General features: G+C 57.2%; 19 protein-coding genes. 7 read left to right on the plus strand and 12 right to left on the minus strand.

The features are described from left to right. Positions 1-5: 5 nt before the first annotated feature. Genes citF through citG form a run of 3 tightly spaced genes read left to right on the plus strand, consistent with a single transcriptional unit; the run spans position 6 to position 2,846 of the window. Positions 6-1,523: a citrate lyase subunit alpha gene (gene citF / locus ACOTX2_RS11960; RefSeq protein WP_100148844.1), complete on the plus strand. Its 1,518-nt coding sequence runs from the start codon at positions 6-8 to the stop codon at positions 1,521-1,523. A 2-nt stretch (positions 1,524-1,525) separates the two neighbouring features. Beyond that, the gene (gene citX / locus ACOTX2_RS11965; RefSeq protein WP_023298574.1) at positions 1,526-2,065 is read left to right on the plus strand and encodes a citrate lyase holo-[acyl-carrier protein] synthase; all 540 of its coding nucleotides are present in this window, start codon (positions 1,526-1,528) and stop codon (positions 2,063-2,065) included. Further along, positions 2,043-2,846, plus strand: a complete 804-nt coding sequence (gene citG / locus ACOTX2_RS11970; protein WP_063147404.1) for a triphosphoribosyl-dephospho-CoA synthase CitG — start codon at positions 2,043-2,045, stop codon at positions 2,844-2,846. Before citX ends, citG begins: the two co-directional genes overlap by 23 nt. 81 nt (positions 2,847-2,927) lie before the next feature. Here the strand turns inward: citG and ACOTX2_RS11975 are convergent, their stop codons facing one another. The 4 genes from ACOTX2_RS11975 to mutY all read right to left on the minus strand — a co-directional run bounded on the left by ACOTX2_RS11975 (position 2,928) and on the right by mutY (position 7,029). After that, a complete protein-coding gene (locus ACOTX2_RS11975; protein WP_022649364.1) occupies positions 2,928-4,184 on the minus strand; it encodes a nucleoside permease in 1,257 nt (418 codons plus the stop codon). Between the two features lie 292 nt (positions 4,185-4,476). Further along, complete coding sequence (gene mltC, locus ACOTX2_RS11980; protein WP_032621902.1) at positions 4,477-5,553, minus strand: membrane-bound lytic murein transglycosylase MltC; 1,077 nt, start codon at positions 5,551-5,553, stop codon at positions 4,477-4,479. A gap of 124 nt (positions 5,554-5,677) precedes the next feature. Next, on the minus strand, positions 5,678-5,950 hold the full coding sequence (locus ACOTX2_RS11985; protein ID WP_003862425.1) for an oxidative damage protection protein: 273 nt from the start codon (positions 5,948-5,950) through the stop codon (positions 5,678-5,680). Between the two features lie 26 nt (positions 5,951-5,976). Further along, positions 5,977-7,029, minus strand: coding sequence for an A/G-specific adenine glycosylase (gene mutY / locus ACOTX2_RS11990; RefSeq protein WP_023306917.1), 1,053 nt, complete (start codon positions 7,027-7,029; stop codon positions 5,977-5,979). Between the two features lie 144 nt (positions 7,030-7,173). Here mutY and trmB point away from each other — a divergent pair, with 144 nt between their 5' ends. The 3 genes from trmB to ACOTX2_RS12005 are packed head-to-tail and all read left to right on the plus strand — an operon-like array spanning position 7,174 to position 8,993. Further along, positions 7,174-7,893, plus strand: a complete 720-nt coding sequence (gene trmB / locus ACOTX2_RS11995; RefSeq protein ID WP_015571843.1) for a tRNA (guanosine(46)-N7)-methyltransferase TrmB — start codon at positions 7,174-7,176, stop codon at positions 7,891-7,893. After that, positions 7,893-8,219, plus strand: coding sequence for a YggL family protein (locus ACOTX2_RS12000; protein ID WP_003862421.1), 327 nt, complete (start codon positions 7,893-7,895; stop codon positions 8,217-8,219). Before trmB ends, ACOTX2_RS12000 begins: the two co-directional genes overlap by 1 nt. Positions 8,220-8,276: 57 nt before the next feature. Continuing rightward, positions 8,277-8,993 carry a DUF2884 domain-containing protein gene (locus ACOTX2_RS12005; RefSeq protein WP_022649360.1) on the plus strand — a complete coding sequence of 239 codons (717 nt, stop codon included), beginning with the start codon at positions 8,277-8,279 and terminating at the stop codon, positions 8,991-8,993. 83 nt (positions 8,994-9,076) lie between these two features. Here the strand turns inward: ACOTX2_RS12005 and ACOTX2_RS12010 are convergent, their stop codons facing one another. From ACOTX2_RS12010 to ACOTX2_RS12035, 6 genes are read right to left on the minus strand one after another with little or no spacing between them, the layout of a single operon-like run. Then, positions 9,077-9,415, minus strand: a complete 339-nt coding sequence (locus ACOTX2_RS12010; RefSeq protein WP_023298571.1) for an endonuclease domain-containing protein — start codon at positions 9,413-9,415, stop codon at positions 9,077-9,079. 56 nt (positions 9,416-9,471) lie between these two features. Beyond that, positions 9,472-10,620: a radical SAM family heme chaperone HemW gene (gene hemW / locus ACOTX2_RS12015; RefSeq protein WP_038416710.1), complete on the minus strand. Its 1,149-nt coding sequence runs from the start codon at positions 10,618-10,620 to the stop codon at positions 9,472-9,474. Beyond that, entirely contained in the window at positions 10,613-11,206 is a 594-nt protein-coding gene (locus ACOTX2_RS12020) for an XTP/dITP diphosphatase (protein WP_022649357.1), read from the minus strand. Before ACOTX2_RS12020 ends, hemW begins: the two co-directional genes overlap by 8 nt. A 3-nt stretch (positions 11,207-11,209) precedes the next feature. Further along, complete coding sequence (gene yggU / locus ACOTX2_RS12025; protein ID WP_022649356.1) at positions 11,210-11,506, minus strand: DUF167 family protein YggU; 297 nt, start codon at positions 11,504-11,506, stop codon at positions 11,210-11,212. After that, complete coding sequence (locus tag ACOTX2_RS12030; protein WP_003860024.1) at positions 11,503-12,069, minus strand: YggT family protein; 567 nt, start codon at positions 12,067-12,069, stop codon at positions 11,503-11,505. The genes yggU and ACOTX2_RS12030 overlap by 4 nt, the downstream gene beginning before the upstream one ends. A gap of 21 nt (positions 12,070-12,090) precedes the next feature. Further along, entirely contained in the window at positions 12,091-12,792 is a 702-nt protein-coding gene (locus tag ACOTX2_RS12035; protein ID WP_023298569.1) for a YggS family pyridoxal phosphate-dependent enzyme, read from the minus strand. Positions 12,793-12,809: 17 nt separating this feature from the next. Here ACOTX2_RS12035 and ACOTX2_RS12040 point away from each other — a divergent pair, with 17 nt between their 5' ends. Beyond that, entirely contained in the window at positions 12,810-13,790 is a 981-nt protein-coding gene (locus ACOTX2_RS12040; protein ID WP_032676501.1) for a type IV pilus twitching motility protein PilT, read from the plus strand. A gap of 10 nt (positions 13,791-13,800) precedes the next feature. Here the strand turns inward: ACOTX2_RS12040 and ruvX are convergent, their stop codons facing one another. Further along, complete coding sequence (ruvX, locus tag ACOTX2_RS12045; RefSeq protein ID WP_006811925.1) at positions 13,801-14,217, minus strand: Holliday junction resolvase RuvX; 417 nt, start codon at positions 14,215-14,217, stop codon at positions 13,801-13,803. Beyond that, positions 14,217-14,777 (minus strand): YqgE/AlgH family protein, encoded by a 561-nt coding sequence (locus ACOTX2_RS12050; RefSeq protein ID WP_022649353.1) that lies wholly within the window; start codon positions 14,775-14,777, stop codon positions 14,217-14,219. The genes ruvX and ACOTX2_RS12050 overlap by 1 nt, the downstream gene beginning before the upstream one ends. Between the last annotated feature and the right edge of the window lie 47 nt (positions 14,778-14,824).

The following is a 14,824-nucleotide window of genomic DNA, read 5'->3' on the forward strand; positions in this document are numbered from 1 at the left end:
ACATAATGAATCAGACAGAACTTCTCCATGTGAATTTCCCCCATCTGCGGGATCTGAAGCCTTTTGATACCGCCCACAGCGCGACGCCGTGGCTGGCGGACAGCGAGGCGAAACACAACCGTAAGCTTTGCGCCTCCCTCGAAGAAGCCGTCATGCGCAGCAGCTTGCAGGACGGGATGACCATCTCTTTCCACCATGCCTTTCGCGAAGGCGACCGGGTGATCAACACCGTTGTGGCGCTGCTGGCGCGGATGGGTTTTAAAAATTTGACCCTGGCCTCCAGCTCGCTGATGACCTGCAACGACGCGCTGATCGAGCATATTCAAAGCGGCGTGATCGCCCGAATTTACACCTCCGGTATGCGCGGCAGGCTGGCGGAGGCCATCTCCCACGGGCTGATGGACGAGCCGGTACAAATTCACTCCCACGGCGGGCGCGTGAAGCTGCTCCAGGATGGCGAGCTGAATATCGACGTGGCATTTCTTGGCGTGCCGTGCAGCGATGAGTTTGGCAACGCCAACGGCACGCAGGGCAAATCGTGTTGCGGTTCGCTGGGCTACGCCATGGTGGACGCACACTTTGCCCGTAAGGTGGTGCTGCTGACCGAAGAACTGGTGCCGTTCCCGAATATGCCCGCCAGCCTGGTGCAGGATCAGGTGGACTACATCGTGCAGGTGGAGAGCGTGGGCGACCCGGCGAAAATCAGCGTCGGTGCGGCGCGCGTCACCAGCAACCCGCGCGAGCTGATGATTGCCCGCTATGCGGCGGACGTGATTGAACACTCTGGTTACTTTAAACCGGGCTTCTCGATGCAGACCGGCTCCGGCGCGGCGGCGACCGCCTGCACCCGCTTTATGGAAGAGAAGATGGAGCGCAGCGGCGTGAAGGCGCGCTTCGCCCTTGGCGGTATCACCGGCAGCCTGGTGGATTTGCACGAGAAGGGGCTCATCGAAAAGCTGCTCGACACCCAGTGCTTTGACGGCCAGGCAGCGGCCTCGCTGGCGCGCAACCCGAACCACGTGGAGATCTCCACCAACGTCTACGCCAACCCCGGCAGCAAGGCGGCAAGCTGCGATCAGCTCGACGTGGTGATCCTCAGCGCGCTGGAAATCGACGTCGATTTTAACGTCAACGTCATCACCGGATCCGACGGCGTGATGCGCGGCGCATCCGGCGGGCACTGCGACGTGGCGTCGGCAGCCAACCTGACCATTGTGGTCGCGCCGCTGCTGCGAAGCCGCATCCCGACCGTCGTGAAGCGCGTTACCACGCGCCTCACGCCGGGGGAGAGCATTGACGTGCTGGTCACCGACCACGGTATTGCGGTCAACCCGGCGCGCCCGGAGATCCGCGAACGACTCATGGAAGCAGGCCTGAAGGTTGTAGATATCAACGCGCTCTATGAGCGGGCGATTTCCCTGACCGGCGTACCGAAACCGATTGAGTTCACCGACAAAATTGTCGGGGTGATCCGCTACCGCGACGGCAGCGTGATCGACACCGTTCGACAGGTAAAGGAGTGAATATGACTACTGCGACACCCGTGCGGACGGGTGTCAGCCTGGACGCGCTGCTGGCGGCGAAAGAGCGCCGCGCAGCCCGTCAGGCTGACTGGCTTACGCACCATCAACAACCGGTGATCTCCCTAACGCTGGTCACGCCCGGGCAAATCAAAGACAGCCTGCGCTATCGCAACACCATGGGCGTGGCGTTACAGATGTGCGACCAGCTGCTGTGGGAAAACCGCTGGCAGGTGCTGGATCGCCAGGTGCTCTGGCTACCCACCGGACCTGAAGCGCTGTGGTGCGTCGCGCATCCGGCGGCGGAAATTAAAGCGCACTGTGCTGAACTGGAGCAGACGCACCCGCTCGGCAGACTGTGGGATCTGGATGTGATCTGCCCTGAAAACGGCCACGTTGGCCGTCAGTCGTTGGGTTCACACCTCAGGCGCTGTCTGATTTGCGACGAGCCTGCCCACGCTTGTTCCCGTTCTCGGCACCATCCCGTTGAGCAGGTGGTTTCCCGCGTGGAGAAGATGATAGATGACTGGTTTGCTCGCGACTAAACCGCGCCCGGTTGATGTTCCTGCGCTTGCCGCAGAGGCGCTGTGGCAGGAGCTGGAGCTGACGCCCAAACCGGGGCTGGTGGACAGGCTCAATAACGGCTCCCATCGCGATATGGACCATACCTTATTCCTCCGCAGCATTGCGGCGATTACGCCGTGGTTTGCCCGTTTTGCGGAACTGGGTGAAGCAAATGCGGCCAAACCTGCCGATCAGCAGTTGCGGATTATCCGCCCGATGGGAATGGCCTGTGAGCAGGCAATGTACGCCGCCACGGGCGGGGTGAACACGCACAAGGGCGGGATTTTTGCCCTTGGTTTGCTCTGCTTCGCCGCCGGACGTGTGAAAAATATCTCTGCGGATAGCCTCTGTTGTGAGGTAAGTAACATCTGTCGTGGGCTGGTGGCGCGGGAACTGGGCGGGCGCTGCGGGCAGGCAACGGCGGGAGAGCGACAGTTTCAACAGTACGGTTTAACCGGCGCGCGCGGTGAGGCAGAAAGCGGCTTCAGCACGGTGCGTAAGGCGCTGGCGCAGTGGAAGGGAAACACCCTTCATGACCTGTTATTGCGCCTGATGGCCATCAACCAGGACAGTAATCTCGTTTCGCGCGGCGGCACTGAAGGGCTGCGCTACGTCCAGGATTATGCACAGGAGCTGCTGGCGAACGGCTGGGATCAGGATGCGTTGCTTAGGATGGATAACGCGTTGATTGAACGAAACCTGAGTCCGGGCGGCAGCGCGGATTTGCTGTCGGTGGGGTGGATGCTGTCTGGAATAAAATAGCCGGGTGGCGCTAACGCTTACCCGGCCTACGATTTGCGGTTTGTAGGCCCGGTAAGGCGAAGCCGCCACCGGGCACAACAATCAATGCGCGATCGGCTGCGCACCGTGTGGTTCGCGTACGTGCTTGTACTTGAACAGCACGATGAACGCGAAGAACAGCACCAGTGAGTACCCGGCGAAGATCAGCCACACTGGCTGCCAGTTGGTGATGCCGTTGGTGGTATACATCTCAACCACTTTACCGCTCACCACGCCGCCCAGAATACAGCCGAAGCCGTTGGTCATCATCAGGAACATGCCCTGCGCGCTGGCGCGAATTTCAGGTTTCACCTCTTTTTCTACAAACACCGAGCCGGAGATGTTGAAGAAGTCGAAGGCGCAGCCGTAAACAATCATCGACAGAACCAGCAGCACGGTGCCGAACGCGCTTGGGTCGCCGTAGGCGAACAGACCGAAGCGCAACATCCAGGCAGCGATACTGATCAGCATGACGTTCTTGATGCCGTAGCGGCTCAGGAAGAACGGGATGGTCAGGATGAACAGCGTCTCAGAGATCTGCGAGATGGACATCATCACCGACGCGTGTTCAACGATAAAGCTCCCGGCAAACAGCGGATCGTTATCGAAGCTGTGCAGGAAGGTATTACCGAACATGTTGGTGATTTGCAGTTCCGCGCCCAGCAGCATGGAGAAAATAAAGAAGATCGCCATGCGCTTGTTTTTGAACAGGGCGAAGGCGTCCAGGCCAAGCATGGTGCTCCAGCTCTGGTTTTTCTGCTGGTTAGAAACCGGAATGGTGGGCAGCGTCAGGGTGAACAGCGCCAGCAGCACGGAGAGCGCGGCACCAATATACAGCTGCATGTGGCTCAGCTCGAAGCCCGCGAAGCTCACGCCCCACATTGCCATGATAAAGCCGATGGTGCCCCAGATACGGATTGGCGGGAAGTCGGTGACGATATCCAGACCGGCAGATTTCAGGCGGTAGTAGGAGATGGTGTTGATCAGGCCAAGCGTTGGCATATACGCCAGCGAGTTAAGCAGGATCACCATAAACATCGCCCCCGGCGTGGTCACTTCGGCCGCCATAAACAGCGTCCCCGCACCCACCAGATGGCAAAGCATATACAGCCATTTCGCACTTAACCATTTATCTGCCACGATACCGAGCAGCGTTGGCATGAAAACAGCCGCAATACCCAGCGAGCTGTAGACGGCACCGATTGACGCACCATCGAACTTGAGCGTCACAAACATATAGGAGCCGAGTGTAGTCAGCCAGCTACCCCACAGGCAGAACTGCAGAAACGACAAGATTTTAAGCTGCAGCTTAAGGTTCATGTTACTTTCCTCACAAGTGAGCGGGAGATATGTTGTTATAGGAACATTCAGGGTTGTTATTTGATGCAATTCTATCAGTTGGCAACGATATGTTTTGTTACCTCCCGCAAAAAAATGCAATCCACATTAATTTGCAGTTTGGATTGTGATGCAAATAGCATTTTTGTATGGGTGGGATGAGATGGGTGCGGTCTGATGCCCCCTCACCCTAACCCTCTCCCCAAAGGGGAGAGGGAACTTGAACACCCTCTCCCCTTTGGGGAGAGGGCAGGGTGAGGGGTGGTGTTGGTTTCTAGCGGCGACGGTAGTTCTTCTGCGCCGTATTCACCTTATACAGATAGCGGCGGGATTCCGCAGACGGGTGGCGAGTGGTCAGCGTGGAGTACACGTCCCCCGGCGCCATGCTGTTGATGATGTTCGCGGCCTGCACTTTATCGTTCGAGAAGACGCGCAGGACGCTGCCCGCGCCGCCGTTGTAGGCGGTGATCACCGCATAGCGACGTGAAGTCGGGTTATCAATCCCGCCGAGATAAACATTGTTCAGCATCGCCAGATATGCGGTACCGGTATCAATGTTGCTTTGCGGATCGAACAGGTAGCTGCGGCTCGGCGTACCGGATTTCCCCTGCGCGCGGAACACGTCTTTACCGGCGCTGTGCTGCACAACCTGCATCAGCCCCAGCGCGTCGGAACGGCTCACCGCATACGGGTTGAACGAGGATTCGGTCTGCATAATCGCCAGGATCAGCGACTCATCCACGCCATACTTACGCGACGCCTGACGCACCATGCCCAGATACTTATGCGCACGCTTGTCGAGGTGGTTCGGCACCAGGTTGATCGTAACGCTATAGATCACCTTCAGGCCATTGGTGCGGCTTTTCAGGCGCGTTTGCAGCAAATAGTCTGCGAAGTTCGTCGCGCGACCTTCCCAGCGAATCGGCTGACCGGTCTGGTCAACGACCTGCCCATACAGGAATGGCTCTTTGGAGATAGTAATGTCATCGGCATCAGAGTAGAGATCGATAGAGCCCGGATCGTCGCCCATCAGCAGGGTTTTGATGATGGCCTGACGTAAATGTGCCGCAGGTTCAGTCCCCGCGATGGTTTCAATCGTAATCGTACCGTCATCGAAGTTGATGTGGCTACGGGTCTGATAGGCGTCGGTATACTTAACGTAGTCCTTCGGTCCGGCAATAAGAACTTCGTTAAATCCCCATATGTTCTCGATGTTATGGGCAAACTGCCCCATCAAAATGTCAAAACCGTTGGTGTCCTTAACCCAGGCTTCGTTATAGCTATCGCCCTTTTTGGAAGAACAAGACACAAGCAACGGCGCAACAAGTGCTAGCGCTAATAGTTTTTTCATCATTCCGGGAGTGCGTGTTGTGTTTGCTTTGAGGTTGCTGTTGCCGGGTGGCGCTGCGCTTACCCGGCCTACATAACCGTAGGCCCGTGCAAGCGCAGCGCCGCCGGGCAGCAGCCGCAGAGTATTATTTTTCCGGTGGCGTATAGCCTTCGATGTGGACGTCTTTACCCTCGAACAGGAAGTTCACCATCTCCTGCTCCAGCAGCTTGCGGTGTTCCGGGTTCATCATGCTGAGCTTTTTCTCGTTGATCAGCATGGTCTGTTTTTTCTGCCACTGTCCCCAGGCTTCTTTGGAGATCTCGTTGTAAATGCGTTTACCCAGGTCGCCCGGGTAGAGCTGGAAATCCTGGCCTTCAGCGTCGCGCTGCAGGAAAGTACAAAAAATGGTTCTGGCCATACTCATTCCTCTTTGTCTTGCCGATGCTAAACCATTGCACCGACACGTAATTGCTGTAACAGGCGCTCCACGGGAGCCGCCAGCCCGACTGATGGCGGTTGCGCTAAGTTATACCAGAGAGCGGTGCCTTCATCCATGCAGGAGGTGAATGAGGACACGGGAAGCCACATAGGCACAATATCCAGATGGAAATGGCTGAAGGTATGACGGAACGCGTTGAGTTGCGTCAGGGTATCGGCCGCAATGCCGCGCTGTTCAAGCCATGCCCGAAGCGAAGCTTCATCCTCAAACTGTGGGAAGCAGTATAGACCACCCCACAGGCCACTCGGCGGGCGCTGGGCGAGAAACACCTCGTCGCCATGCTGCATCAGCAGCATGTACCCGGTGCGTTCAGGCAGCGTCTGCTTCGGTTTTTTCCCCGGATACTGCGCCCAGGAGTGGTTCGCATAGGCCACGCAGAGGTTATTTACCGGGCAGAGTTCGCACTTCGGTTTTGAACGGGTGCAGACCATCGCGCCCAGATCCATCATCGCCTGGTTAAAACGCTCCACCCCTTTCGCCGGAGTGACCGCTTCACTGATCTCCCACAGGCGCTTCTCAACCTCTTTCTTGCCCGGCCAGCCTTCTACGGCGTAGCAGCGTGCCAGCACGCGCTTGACGTTGCCGTCGAGAATAGGGAAATGCTTGCCTAAAGACAGGGAAAGGATTGCGCCTGCGGTTGAACGCCCGACGCCGGGCAAATCCGCCACCTCGTCAAAGGTCTCCGGGAATTTACCGTTGTGGCGGGTGGCGACCTGCTGTGCGGCTTTGTGCAGGTTGCGCGCGCGGGCGTAATAGCCGAGGCCTGTCCACAGGTGCAGTACCTCGTCTAACGGCGCGTTGGCCAGATCGGTGATTGTCGGGAAGCGCGCCATAAAACGCTCGAAGTAAGGAATGACCGTCGCGACCTGCGTTTGTTGCAACATCACCTCGGAGAGCCATACTTTGTAAGGCGTTTTTTCAATTTGCCAGGGCAGGGTTTTACGCCCGTATTTGTCGTACCAGTCCAGCACCTGGGCTGAAAATTGAGAGGCTTGCATGGTCATCGATTCGCTTAATCAGGGACGCAGATTGCAGCACAGCGTTAATCTGCTGTAAACCGGATCTTTCCCATGCTTGCATAGAAGCCTTAACTTTGGATAATGCCCGTTTCCCGAACATTCTCACAAGCAGACAACTCTTTTATGAAAAACGACGTCATTTCACCGGAATTTGATGAAAACGGTCGCCCGCTGCGCCGTATTCGCAGCTTTGTCCGCCGTCAGGGGCGCCTGACAAAAGGGCAGCAACACGCGCTGGACAACTACTGGCCGGTGATGGGCGTTGAGTTCAGCGAGCAACCGCTCGACTTCACCGACCTGTTTGGCCGCGACGCGCCAGTGACCCTGGAGATCGGCTTTGGTATGGGCACCTCGCTGGTCACTATGGCGAAAGCGCGCCCGGAGCAGAACTTCCTCGGTATTGAAGTACATTCGCCGGGCGTCGGCGCATGCCTGGCAACGGCCCATGAAGAGGGCGTTGAGAACCTGCGCGTCATGTGTCACGACGCGGTGGAAGTGCTGCACAAAATGATTCCTGACAATTCTTTGAACATGGTTCAGCTCTTTTTCCCTGACCCATGGCACAAAGCGCGTCATAATAAACGCCGTATCGTTCAGGCACCGTTTGCCGAGCTGGTGAAAAGTAAGCTCAAGCTGGGCGGCGTTTTCCACATGGCAACCGACTGGGAACCTTATGCGGAACATATGCTGGAAGTGATGTCGTCCCTGGACGGGTATAAAAACCAGTCTGAAAGCAACGACTACGTACCGCGTCCGGATTCACGTCCGGTGACAAAATTTGAACAGCGTGGCCATCGTCTTGGTCACGGCGTATGGGACTTAATGTTCGAGAGGGTAAAATAATGGCAAAGAATCGTAGCCGTCGTCTGCGTAAAAAGATGCACATCGAAGAATTCCAGGAAGTGGGTTTCTCCGTTGCCTGGCGTTTCCCGGAAGGCACCAGCGTTGAGCAGATCGATCAGGACGTTGATGCGTTCATCAACGAGGTGATCGAACCCAACAAGCTGGCCTTCGACGGTAGCGGCTATCTGGCGTGGGAAGGTCTGATTTGCACCCAGGAAGTGGGGAAATGCACCGAAGAACATCAGGCGCTGGTACGCAAATGGCTTGAAGACCACAAACTGGAAGATGTCCGCGTCAGCGAACTTTTCGACGTTTGGTGGGACTAATAAAGCAAGAACGGGGCCAGCATTAGCTGGCCCATTTTGTCTGAGGGAGTGTTGAAGATGCGTAAAACGTTGCTGGCGGTTGCTTTACTGGCAATCGGAACCACCGCCCATGCGGAGTATAAATGTAGCGTCACCCCGCGTGACGACGTGGTATTAAGCCCGCAAACCGTGCAGGTTAAGGGCGAGAATGGCAATCTGGTGATCACGCCGGATGGCAACGTGACGTTTAACGGCAAACAGCAAAACCTGACGGCCGCCCAGCGCGAGCAGGCGATGGACTACCAGGCCGAGTTGCGTACCGCGCTGCCATGGATAAACGATGGCGCGCTGACCCGCGTTGAGAAGGGCCGCGTGGCGCTGGATAAAATCATCACCAAAGAGGTGGGGGAGAGCAGCAATATGCGCACCCGCCTGACGAAGCTGGATAAACAGCTGAAAGAACAGATGAACCGCATTATTGAGACTCGCTCTGATGGCCTGACGTTCCACTATAAGGCGATCGATCAGGTGCGAGCCGACGGTCAGCAGCTGGTGAACCAGGCGATGGGCGGCATTCTCCAGGACAGCATCAACGAGATGGGCGCCAAAGCGGTGCTGAAAGGCGGCGGTAATCCGTTGCAGGGTGTACTGGGTAGCCTGGGCGGACTGCAAACCTCGATTCAGAACGAGTGGAAGAATCAGGAAGCCGATTTCCAGCAGTTCGGCAAAGACGTGTGTAAACGCGTGGTGTCCCTGGAAGACAGCCGGAAGGCGCTGGTGGGGACGCTGAAGTAACGCCTCTGCGCGTAGGGCCCCTCACCCCGGCCCTCTCCCCAGGGGAGAGGGAGTAACCAGTTCCCTCTCCCTGTGGGAGAGGGTTAGGGTGAGGGCATCAGGCATTGCAATCGTTGCAGAATAGCCATCAGCATCTCCTCCTCATTAGCCCTGAATTCATGATTCCAGAACCGTACGACTTCCCAGCCGTTCGCATTCAAAAACTCGGTGCGACGAGAGTCATAGGCCTCTTTATCCTGATGTTGCCCCCCGTCCAGCTCAACAATCAGTTTCGCCTTAAAGCAGGCAAAATCCACGATGTACGGCCCAACCGGCATCTGTCGGCGAAACTTATACCCAAAGAAGCGGCGACCTCTGAGCAGATACCAGAGGCGTAATTCTTCGGGTGTCATTTGTTTGCGGAGTTGTTTTGATTTTTCCATCCCCACACTCTGCCAGCCTTTCCCTCAACCAGCAGAACGGGATGTAAAATCCTGAATCAGCCTTCAGGATTTTCAGCGAGGAACAGCTCAAGAAGGGAGTTTAGGAACAGCTTACCGTGCTCGGTGATTTGCCAGTACTCATTACACTCGGTCAGATATCCCTGCGCCAACGCCTCGTCAATCTGCGGACGAATCACCGACTCTGACAACCCGGTGTAGAGCGCAAACTCCGCGCGCGGTGCGGCTTCCAGCAGACGGAAGCGGTTCATAAAGAACTCAAACGGCTTATCCACCGCCTCGACGTCATGCTGACGCTCCAGGTAGCGGCCTTCCATAAAACCGCGCGGATGACGCGTTTTGGCAGTACGCAGAATGCGCCCGTCCGGGAAGGTCACTTTGCCGTGTGCCCCGCAGCCAATCCCCAGATAATCACCAAAGCGCCAGTAGTTCAGGTTGTGCTGACACTGATAGCCCGGCTTCGCATACGCCGAGGTTTCGTATTGCTGATACCCCGCCGCGGTCAAAAGCTGGTGGCCCTGCTCGAAGATATCCCACAGCGCGTCATCGTCCGGCAGCACCGGAGGACGGGAACCAAACAGGGTGTTCGGTTCAATGGTCAACTGATACCACGACAGATGCGGCGGGTTCAGTTCAATTGCCTGACGCAAATCGTCCAGCGCTTCTTCGAGGGACTGATCCGGCAGGCCGTGCATCAAATCGAGGTTAAAACTGCGCAGCCCAAGCCCCGTTGCCAGGTTCGCCGCGCGTTTTGCCTCTTCCGGGCCGTGAATGCGCCCCAGACGCTTCAGCTTTGGCTCGCTAAAGCTCTGCACGCCGATGGAGATACGGTTCACGCCCGCGCGCTGATACTCGACAAAACGGTCGGCCTCAACGGTGCCCGGGTTGGCTTCCATCGTAATTTCAGCATCCGCTGCCAGGTTCAGGCGTGCACGCACACCGTCCAGCAGCGTCTGCATCGCCGGGCCTGAAAGCAGGCTCGGCGTACCGCCACCAATAAAAATGGTCTTCACTTCACGTCCCTGTGCGTACGGTACATCGGCATCCAGATCGGCCAGCAGATGCGCGACGTAATCATCGTGCGGCACTTCGCCCTTCAGCGCGTGCGAGTTGAAATCGCAGTACGGGCATTTCTGCACGCACCATGGGATGTGAATATAAAGACTCAGAGGCGGCAAATTAGCCATTACGCAGTGCTTCCAGTAACAGTTTCAGGGCGCGTCCACGGTGGGAGATCGCGCTTTTCTCTTCGCGGGTGAGTTCCGCAGCGGTTTTGCCCTCGGTCGGGACAAAGAAAATCGGGTCGTAACCAAAGCCGCCGTTGCCCGCCGCTTCACGGGTGATCACGCCCGGCCAGCTGCCGTGACAGACAATCGGCGTGGGATCTTCCGCGTGACGCATGTAGACCAACACGCAGTGGAACTGCGCGGTACGCTGTTCGTCAGGGACGTCGTTCAGGGCCACAAGCAGCTTTTCCAGGTTCTGCTGGTCGGTGGCGTCCACCCCGGAATAGCGGGCGGAGTAAATCCCCGGCGCACCGCCCAGAAAATCCACGGCCAGACCGGAGTCATCGGCAATCGCGGGCAGCCCGGTGATCTGCGCCGCATGGCGCGCTTTCAGAATGGCGTTTTCGATAAACGTCAGGCCGGTTTCTTCGGCGGAGTCCACGCCCAGCTCGGTCTGAGCCACCACGTCCAGCCCAAAATCATGTAATAGCGAGGCCAGCTCGCGCACTTTACCGGCGTTTCCGGTGGCGAGAACAACTTTCTGCATGGTTTAGTCCTGTTTTGTCAGAGCCGCGACTTCCGTCGGGATAGATTGCGGGTTAAGGATTTTTACCTGTTTATGCCGGCCAAGTTCACCTTTCTCAATGATGACCTGGCTTTTAGCGACGCGAAACTGTTTTGCCAGATATTTGGTCAGATGCGCATTCGCCTGGCCGTCAACGGGCGGGGCAGTGATGGCGACTTTTAGCTCGTCGCCATGCAGCCCAACAATGCTGTCGCGGCTGGCTTTCGGCTGAATGTACAGCCGTAAAACCAGCCCGTCGGCGCAGGGGCTAACTGCACTCATAACGCCATCCACAGCCCCGGCAGCAGCATATTACCCGTCGCCTGTAACAGTTCCGCGATACCCATATTCAGCACGTACAGCAGCAAAACGAGAAGCATCGGGGAGAAGTCGATTCCGCCCATCGCAGGCAGCAGGCTACGGATCGGACGCAGTAACGGTTCAGTCAGCTGAATCAACGCGTACTCCACCGGGCTACGGCCCCGGCTTACCCAGCTCATAATCGCCATCACCAGCAGGACCCAGAAGATCAGCGAGCCGACGGTTTTAACCAGGATCAGAACGGCTGAAATCCAGATAATCGGCTGGAAAGTGATGACCATAAACAGCACGATCGCTTTGATAACGCTCAGAATAAACGCCATCAGCAGAGATGAACTGTCAATCGGCCCCATTGCCGGAATGATGCGGCGAAGCGGCCCCACAATGGGCTGCGTGATTTTCACGATAAATTGTGAGAATGGATTGTAAAAATCACAACGGGCCCACTGCATCCAGACGCGCAGTAGCAGCGCCATCGTATACAGTTCAATGACCGTTGAAAGCAGGAAAGTCAACGTCTTCATGGCGTTCCTCAGGTTTCCTTATTATTGGGTGTAATCGCGCGCACCGAAAATTGCTGTGCCGATGCGCACCATGGTGCTGCCTGCCGCGATGGCGGCTTCCATATCGTCTGACATGCCCAGAGAAAGCGTGTCTACCGTGTCATAGCGCGCTTTAAGCGCCTCAAATGCTACAGCCATTTGCTGTGCTACGGCAAACTGCCTTTCATAACTTGACTCTGGTGCCGGAATGGCCATCAGTCCGCGCAGGGTTAAGCGCGGCAGCGCCGCCACGTCCGCCGCCAGCGCATCCAGTTCGCTCAGCGTAATGCCGGACTTGCTGTTTTCATCACTGATGTTGATTTGAATCAGCACGTTAAGCGCTGGCATCTCCATAGGCCGCTGGTCGCTCAAACGGGTAGCGATACGCAGACGATCGATGGTGTGACACCAGTCGAAGTGCTCTGCTACCAGACGGCTTTTGTTCGACTGTAGCGGACCGATAAAGTGCCACTGCAGGTCTGTATTTCCCCGCTCCCGGAAAGCGCGAATCTTATCTACGCCTTCCTGCACATAGTTTTCACCAAAGGCACGATGACCGGCGGCTATCGCTTCTGCGATGGCGCTCGCAGGCTTGGTTTTGCTGACTGCAAGCAACGTAATTTCTTCTGAAGCACGGCCGCAACGCGTTGCCGCGGCAGAGATTTTGTCCCGGACCTGTGCCAGGTTATGCGCAATGTCGTTCATTTTCCGAGGAGTTGTCTATGGATGTGGAAGAAATTGTGGCCCTTAGTGTAAAGCATAACGTCTCCGATCTACACCTGTGCAGTGATTCACCACCGCGCTGGCGCAGGTCAGGCCGTCTTGAACCTGCGCCGTTTCCGCCCCCCGATGTGGAGGCGTTATTAAAAGCGTGGCTCAACGACGAGCAGCAGGGTGCCTGGTGGGCAAACGGGCAGGTAGATTTTGCCGTTACCCTCACAGGCGGTCAGCGGCTGCGCGGCAGTGCGTTTAAGCATATGCACGGCGTTTCGATCGCGCTACGCCTGTTGCCGCTGACGTGTCCGCAGCTCTCTGCGTTAGGCGTGCCGCGCGCGATCCCGGAGCTTTTGTCCAATGACAACGGCCTGATTCTGGTCACCGGCGCCACCGGCAGCGGGAAATCGACCACCCTGGCCGCGATGGTCGATTTTCTCAATCACCATACGGACGGGCACATTCTGACCCTGGAAGATCCGGTGGAGTTTATGTACCAGAGCCAACGTTGCCTCATCCGGCAGCGGGAGATAGGCCAGCATAGCCCGTCCTTTGCCGAGGCCCTGCGCAGTGCGCTGCGTGAAGATCCGGATGTGATTCTGCTTGGTGAGCTGCGCGACAGCGAGACGATACGCCTGGCGCTGACGGCGGCTGAGACTGGCCATCTGGTGTTGGCCACGCTGCACACGCGCGGTGCGGCGCAGGCGATCGAGCGCCTGGTCGATACCTTCCCGGCGCAGGAGAAAGATCCGGTTCGTAATCAGCTGGCGGGAAGCCTGCGTGCGGTACTGGCGCAGAAGCTGCGTCAGGATGTCCAGGGCGGGCGCGTGGCGCTGTATGAGCTACTGGTGAATACGTCGGCGGCGGCAAACCTGATCCGCGAAGGTAAAACCTGGCAACTGCCGGGCATTATTCAAACGGGGCAGCAGGCGGGGATGCAGAACTTTGAGCAGAGTCTGGCGGAGCGACGGGCGCAGGGGCGGCTGTAGGCCCCGGCGCTCAGTAACCCTGTTCGAAATAGCTTTCGAGGATAATGACGGCTGAAGCTGAATCCACGCTGCCTTTGTTCAACGCCCGGAAGCCACCGTGCTCGAACAGGCCAGCGCGTGCCTCGACGGTGCTCAAACGTTCATCGTGCAGCTTAACGGAGACGCCAAATCGGCCATGAATTTTGTTCGCGAACTTGCGTGCGCGGGCGGTAAGCGGCTGCTCGGTGCCGTCCATGTTCAACGGCAGACCGACAATCACGTCGTCCGGCTGCCACTCTTTGAGCAAGCGCTCAATAAGGTTCCAGTCCGGCGTGCCGTCGTTAGCTTTCAGCGCCGTGAGCGGGCGGGCGGTGCCGGTGATCCGTTGACCCACAGCGACGCCGATGCTTTTGGTGCCGAAGTCAAAGGCGAGAAGGGTGCCGCTCATTACGCGTGCCCCGCAACGCCAGGCATGGTCAGAATATCAATGCCAATCAGTTTTGCCGCGTCACGCCAGCGATCGGCGATAGGGGTTTTAAACAGGATATTCATATCCGCAGGGGCCGTCAGCCAGGCGTTGTCCAGAATTTCTTGTTCCAGCTGCCCTTTTTCCCAGGAAGCGTAGCCGAGCGCAACCAGCACCTCAGAAGGCTGATTTGCCGTGCCCAGTGTTTCGAGCACATCGCGAGAGGTGGTGACGACGGTGTTATCGGAGATACGAATGCTGGACGAGAAAACCGGCGGGGTATGCAGGATAAAGCCACGATCTTCTGCAAGCGGTCCGCCGAGCATCACCGGTTTATCAAGACGGATTTCCGGCAGCCGCGCTTCAGCAGGGATTTTCAGCTTGTCCAGAATGCCTTCAACCTGAAGGTTTTCCAGCGGCTTATTGATGATAATCCCCATTGCGCCGTCTTCGTTGTATTCGCAAATATAGACCACGGCGCGGCGGAAAATCGGATCCTGGAGAGCAGGCATGGCAATAAGAAAGTGATGCTGTAAATTCATTGTCAGAGGTACTGTTTCCTGGTTTAAAAAGCGACAGCGCCCAGTAT

The organism is Enterobacter cloacae complex sp. IR5412 (assembly GCF_049237385.1).
Classification (GTDB): domain Bacteria; phylum Pseudomonadota; class Gammaproteobacteria; order Enterobacterales; family Enterobacteriaceae; genus Enterobacter; species Enterobacter intestinihominis.

What these genes read in the sequence shown, in the direction of transcription:
- ACOTX2_RS12035 (WP_023298569.1), bottom strand. Translation starts at nt 12,792, where the DNA reads ATGAACGACATTGCGCATAACCTGGCACAGGTCCGGGACAAAATCTCT.
- ACOTX2_RS12010 (WP_023298571.1), bottom strand. Translation starts at nt 9,415, where the DNA reads ATGGAAAAATCAAAACAACTCCGCAAACAAATGACACCCGAAGAATTA.
- ACOTX2_RS12020 (WP_022649357.1), bottom strand. Translation starts at nt 11,206, where the DNA reads ATGCAGAAAGTTGTTCTCGCCACCGGAAACGCCGGTAAAGTGCGCGAG.
- ACOTX2_RS12000 (WP_003862421.1), top strand. Translation starts at nt 7,893, where the DNA reads ATGGCAAAGAATCGTAGCCGTCGTCTGCGTAAAAAGATGCACATCGAA.
- ruvX (WP_006811925.1), bottom strand. Translation starts at nt 14,217, where the DNA reads ATGAGCGGCACCCTTCTCGCCTTTGACTTCGGCACCAAAAGCATCGGC.
- ACOTX2_RS12005 (WP_022649360.1), top strand. Translation starts at nt 8,277, where the DNA reads ATGCGTAAAACGTTGCTGGCGGTTGCTTTACTGGCAATCGGAACCACC.
- ACOTX2_RS12030 (WP_003860024.1), bottom strand. Translation starts at nt 12,069, where the DNA reads ATGAAGACGTTGACTTTCCTGCTTTCAACGGTCATTGAACTGTATACG.
- citG (WP_063147404.1), top strand. Translation starts at nt 2,043, where the DNA reads ATGACTGGTTTGCTCGCGACTAAACCGCGCCCGGTTGATGTTCCTGCG.
- hemW (WP_038416710.1), bottom strand. Translation starts at nt 10,620, where the DNA reads ATGGCTAATTTGCCGCCTCTGAGTCTTTATATTCACATCCCATGGTGC.
- trmB (WP_015571843.1), top strand. Translation starts at nt 7,174, where the DNA reads ATGAAAAACGACGTCATTTCACCGGAATTTGATGAAAACGGTCGCCCG.
- citF (WP_100148844.1), top strand. Translation starts at nt 6, where the DNA reads ATGAATCAGACAGAACTTCTCCATGTGAATTTCCCCCATCTGCGGGAT.
- ACOTX2_RS12050 (WP_022649353.1), bottom strand. Translation starts at nt 14,777, where the DNA reads ATGAATTTACAGCATCACTTTCTTATTGCCATGCCTGCTCTCCAGGAT.
- citX (WP_023298574.1), top strand. Translation starts at nt 1,526, where the DNA reads ATGACTACTGCGACACCCGTGCGGACGGGTGTCAGCCTGGACGCGCTG.
- ACOTX2_RS12040 (WP_032676501.1), top strand. Translation starts at nt 12,810, where the DNA reads ATGGATGTGGAAGAAATTGTGGCCCTTAGTGTAAAGCATAACGTCTCC.
- ACOTX2_RS11985 (WP_003862425.1), bottom strand. Translation starts at nt 5,950, where the DNA reads ATGGCCAGAACCATTTTTTGTACTTTCCTGCAGCGCGACGCTGAAGGC.
- mltC (WP_032621902.1), bottom strand. Translation starts at nt 5,553, where the DNA reads ATGAAAAAACTATTAGCGCTAGCACTTGTTGCGCCGTTGCTTGTGTCT.
- ACOTX2_RS11975 (WP_022649364.1), bottom strand. Translation starts at nt 4,184, where the DNA reads ATGAACCTTAAGCTGCAGCTTAAAATCTTGTCGTTTCTGCAGTTCTGC.
- mutY (WP_023306917.1), bottom strand. Translation starts at nt 7,029, where the DNA reads ATGCAAGCCTCTCAATTTTCAGCCCAGGTGCTGGACTGGTACGACAAA.
- yggU (WP_022649356.1), bottom strand. Translation starts at nt 11,506, where the DNA reads ATGAGTGCAGTTAGCCCCTGCGCCGACGGGCTGGTTTTACGGCTGTAC.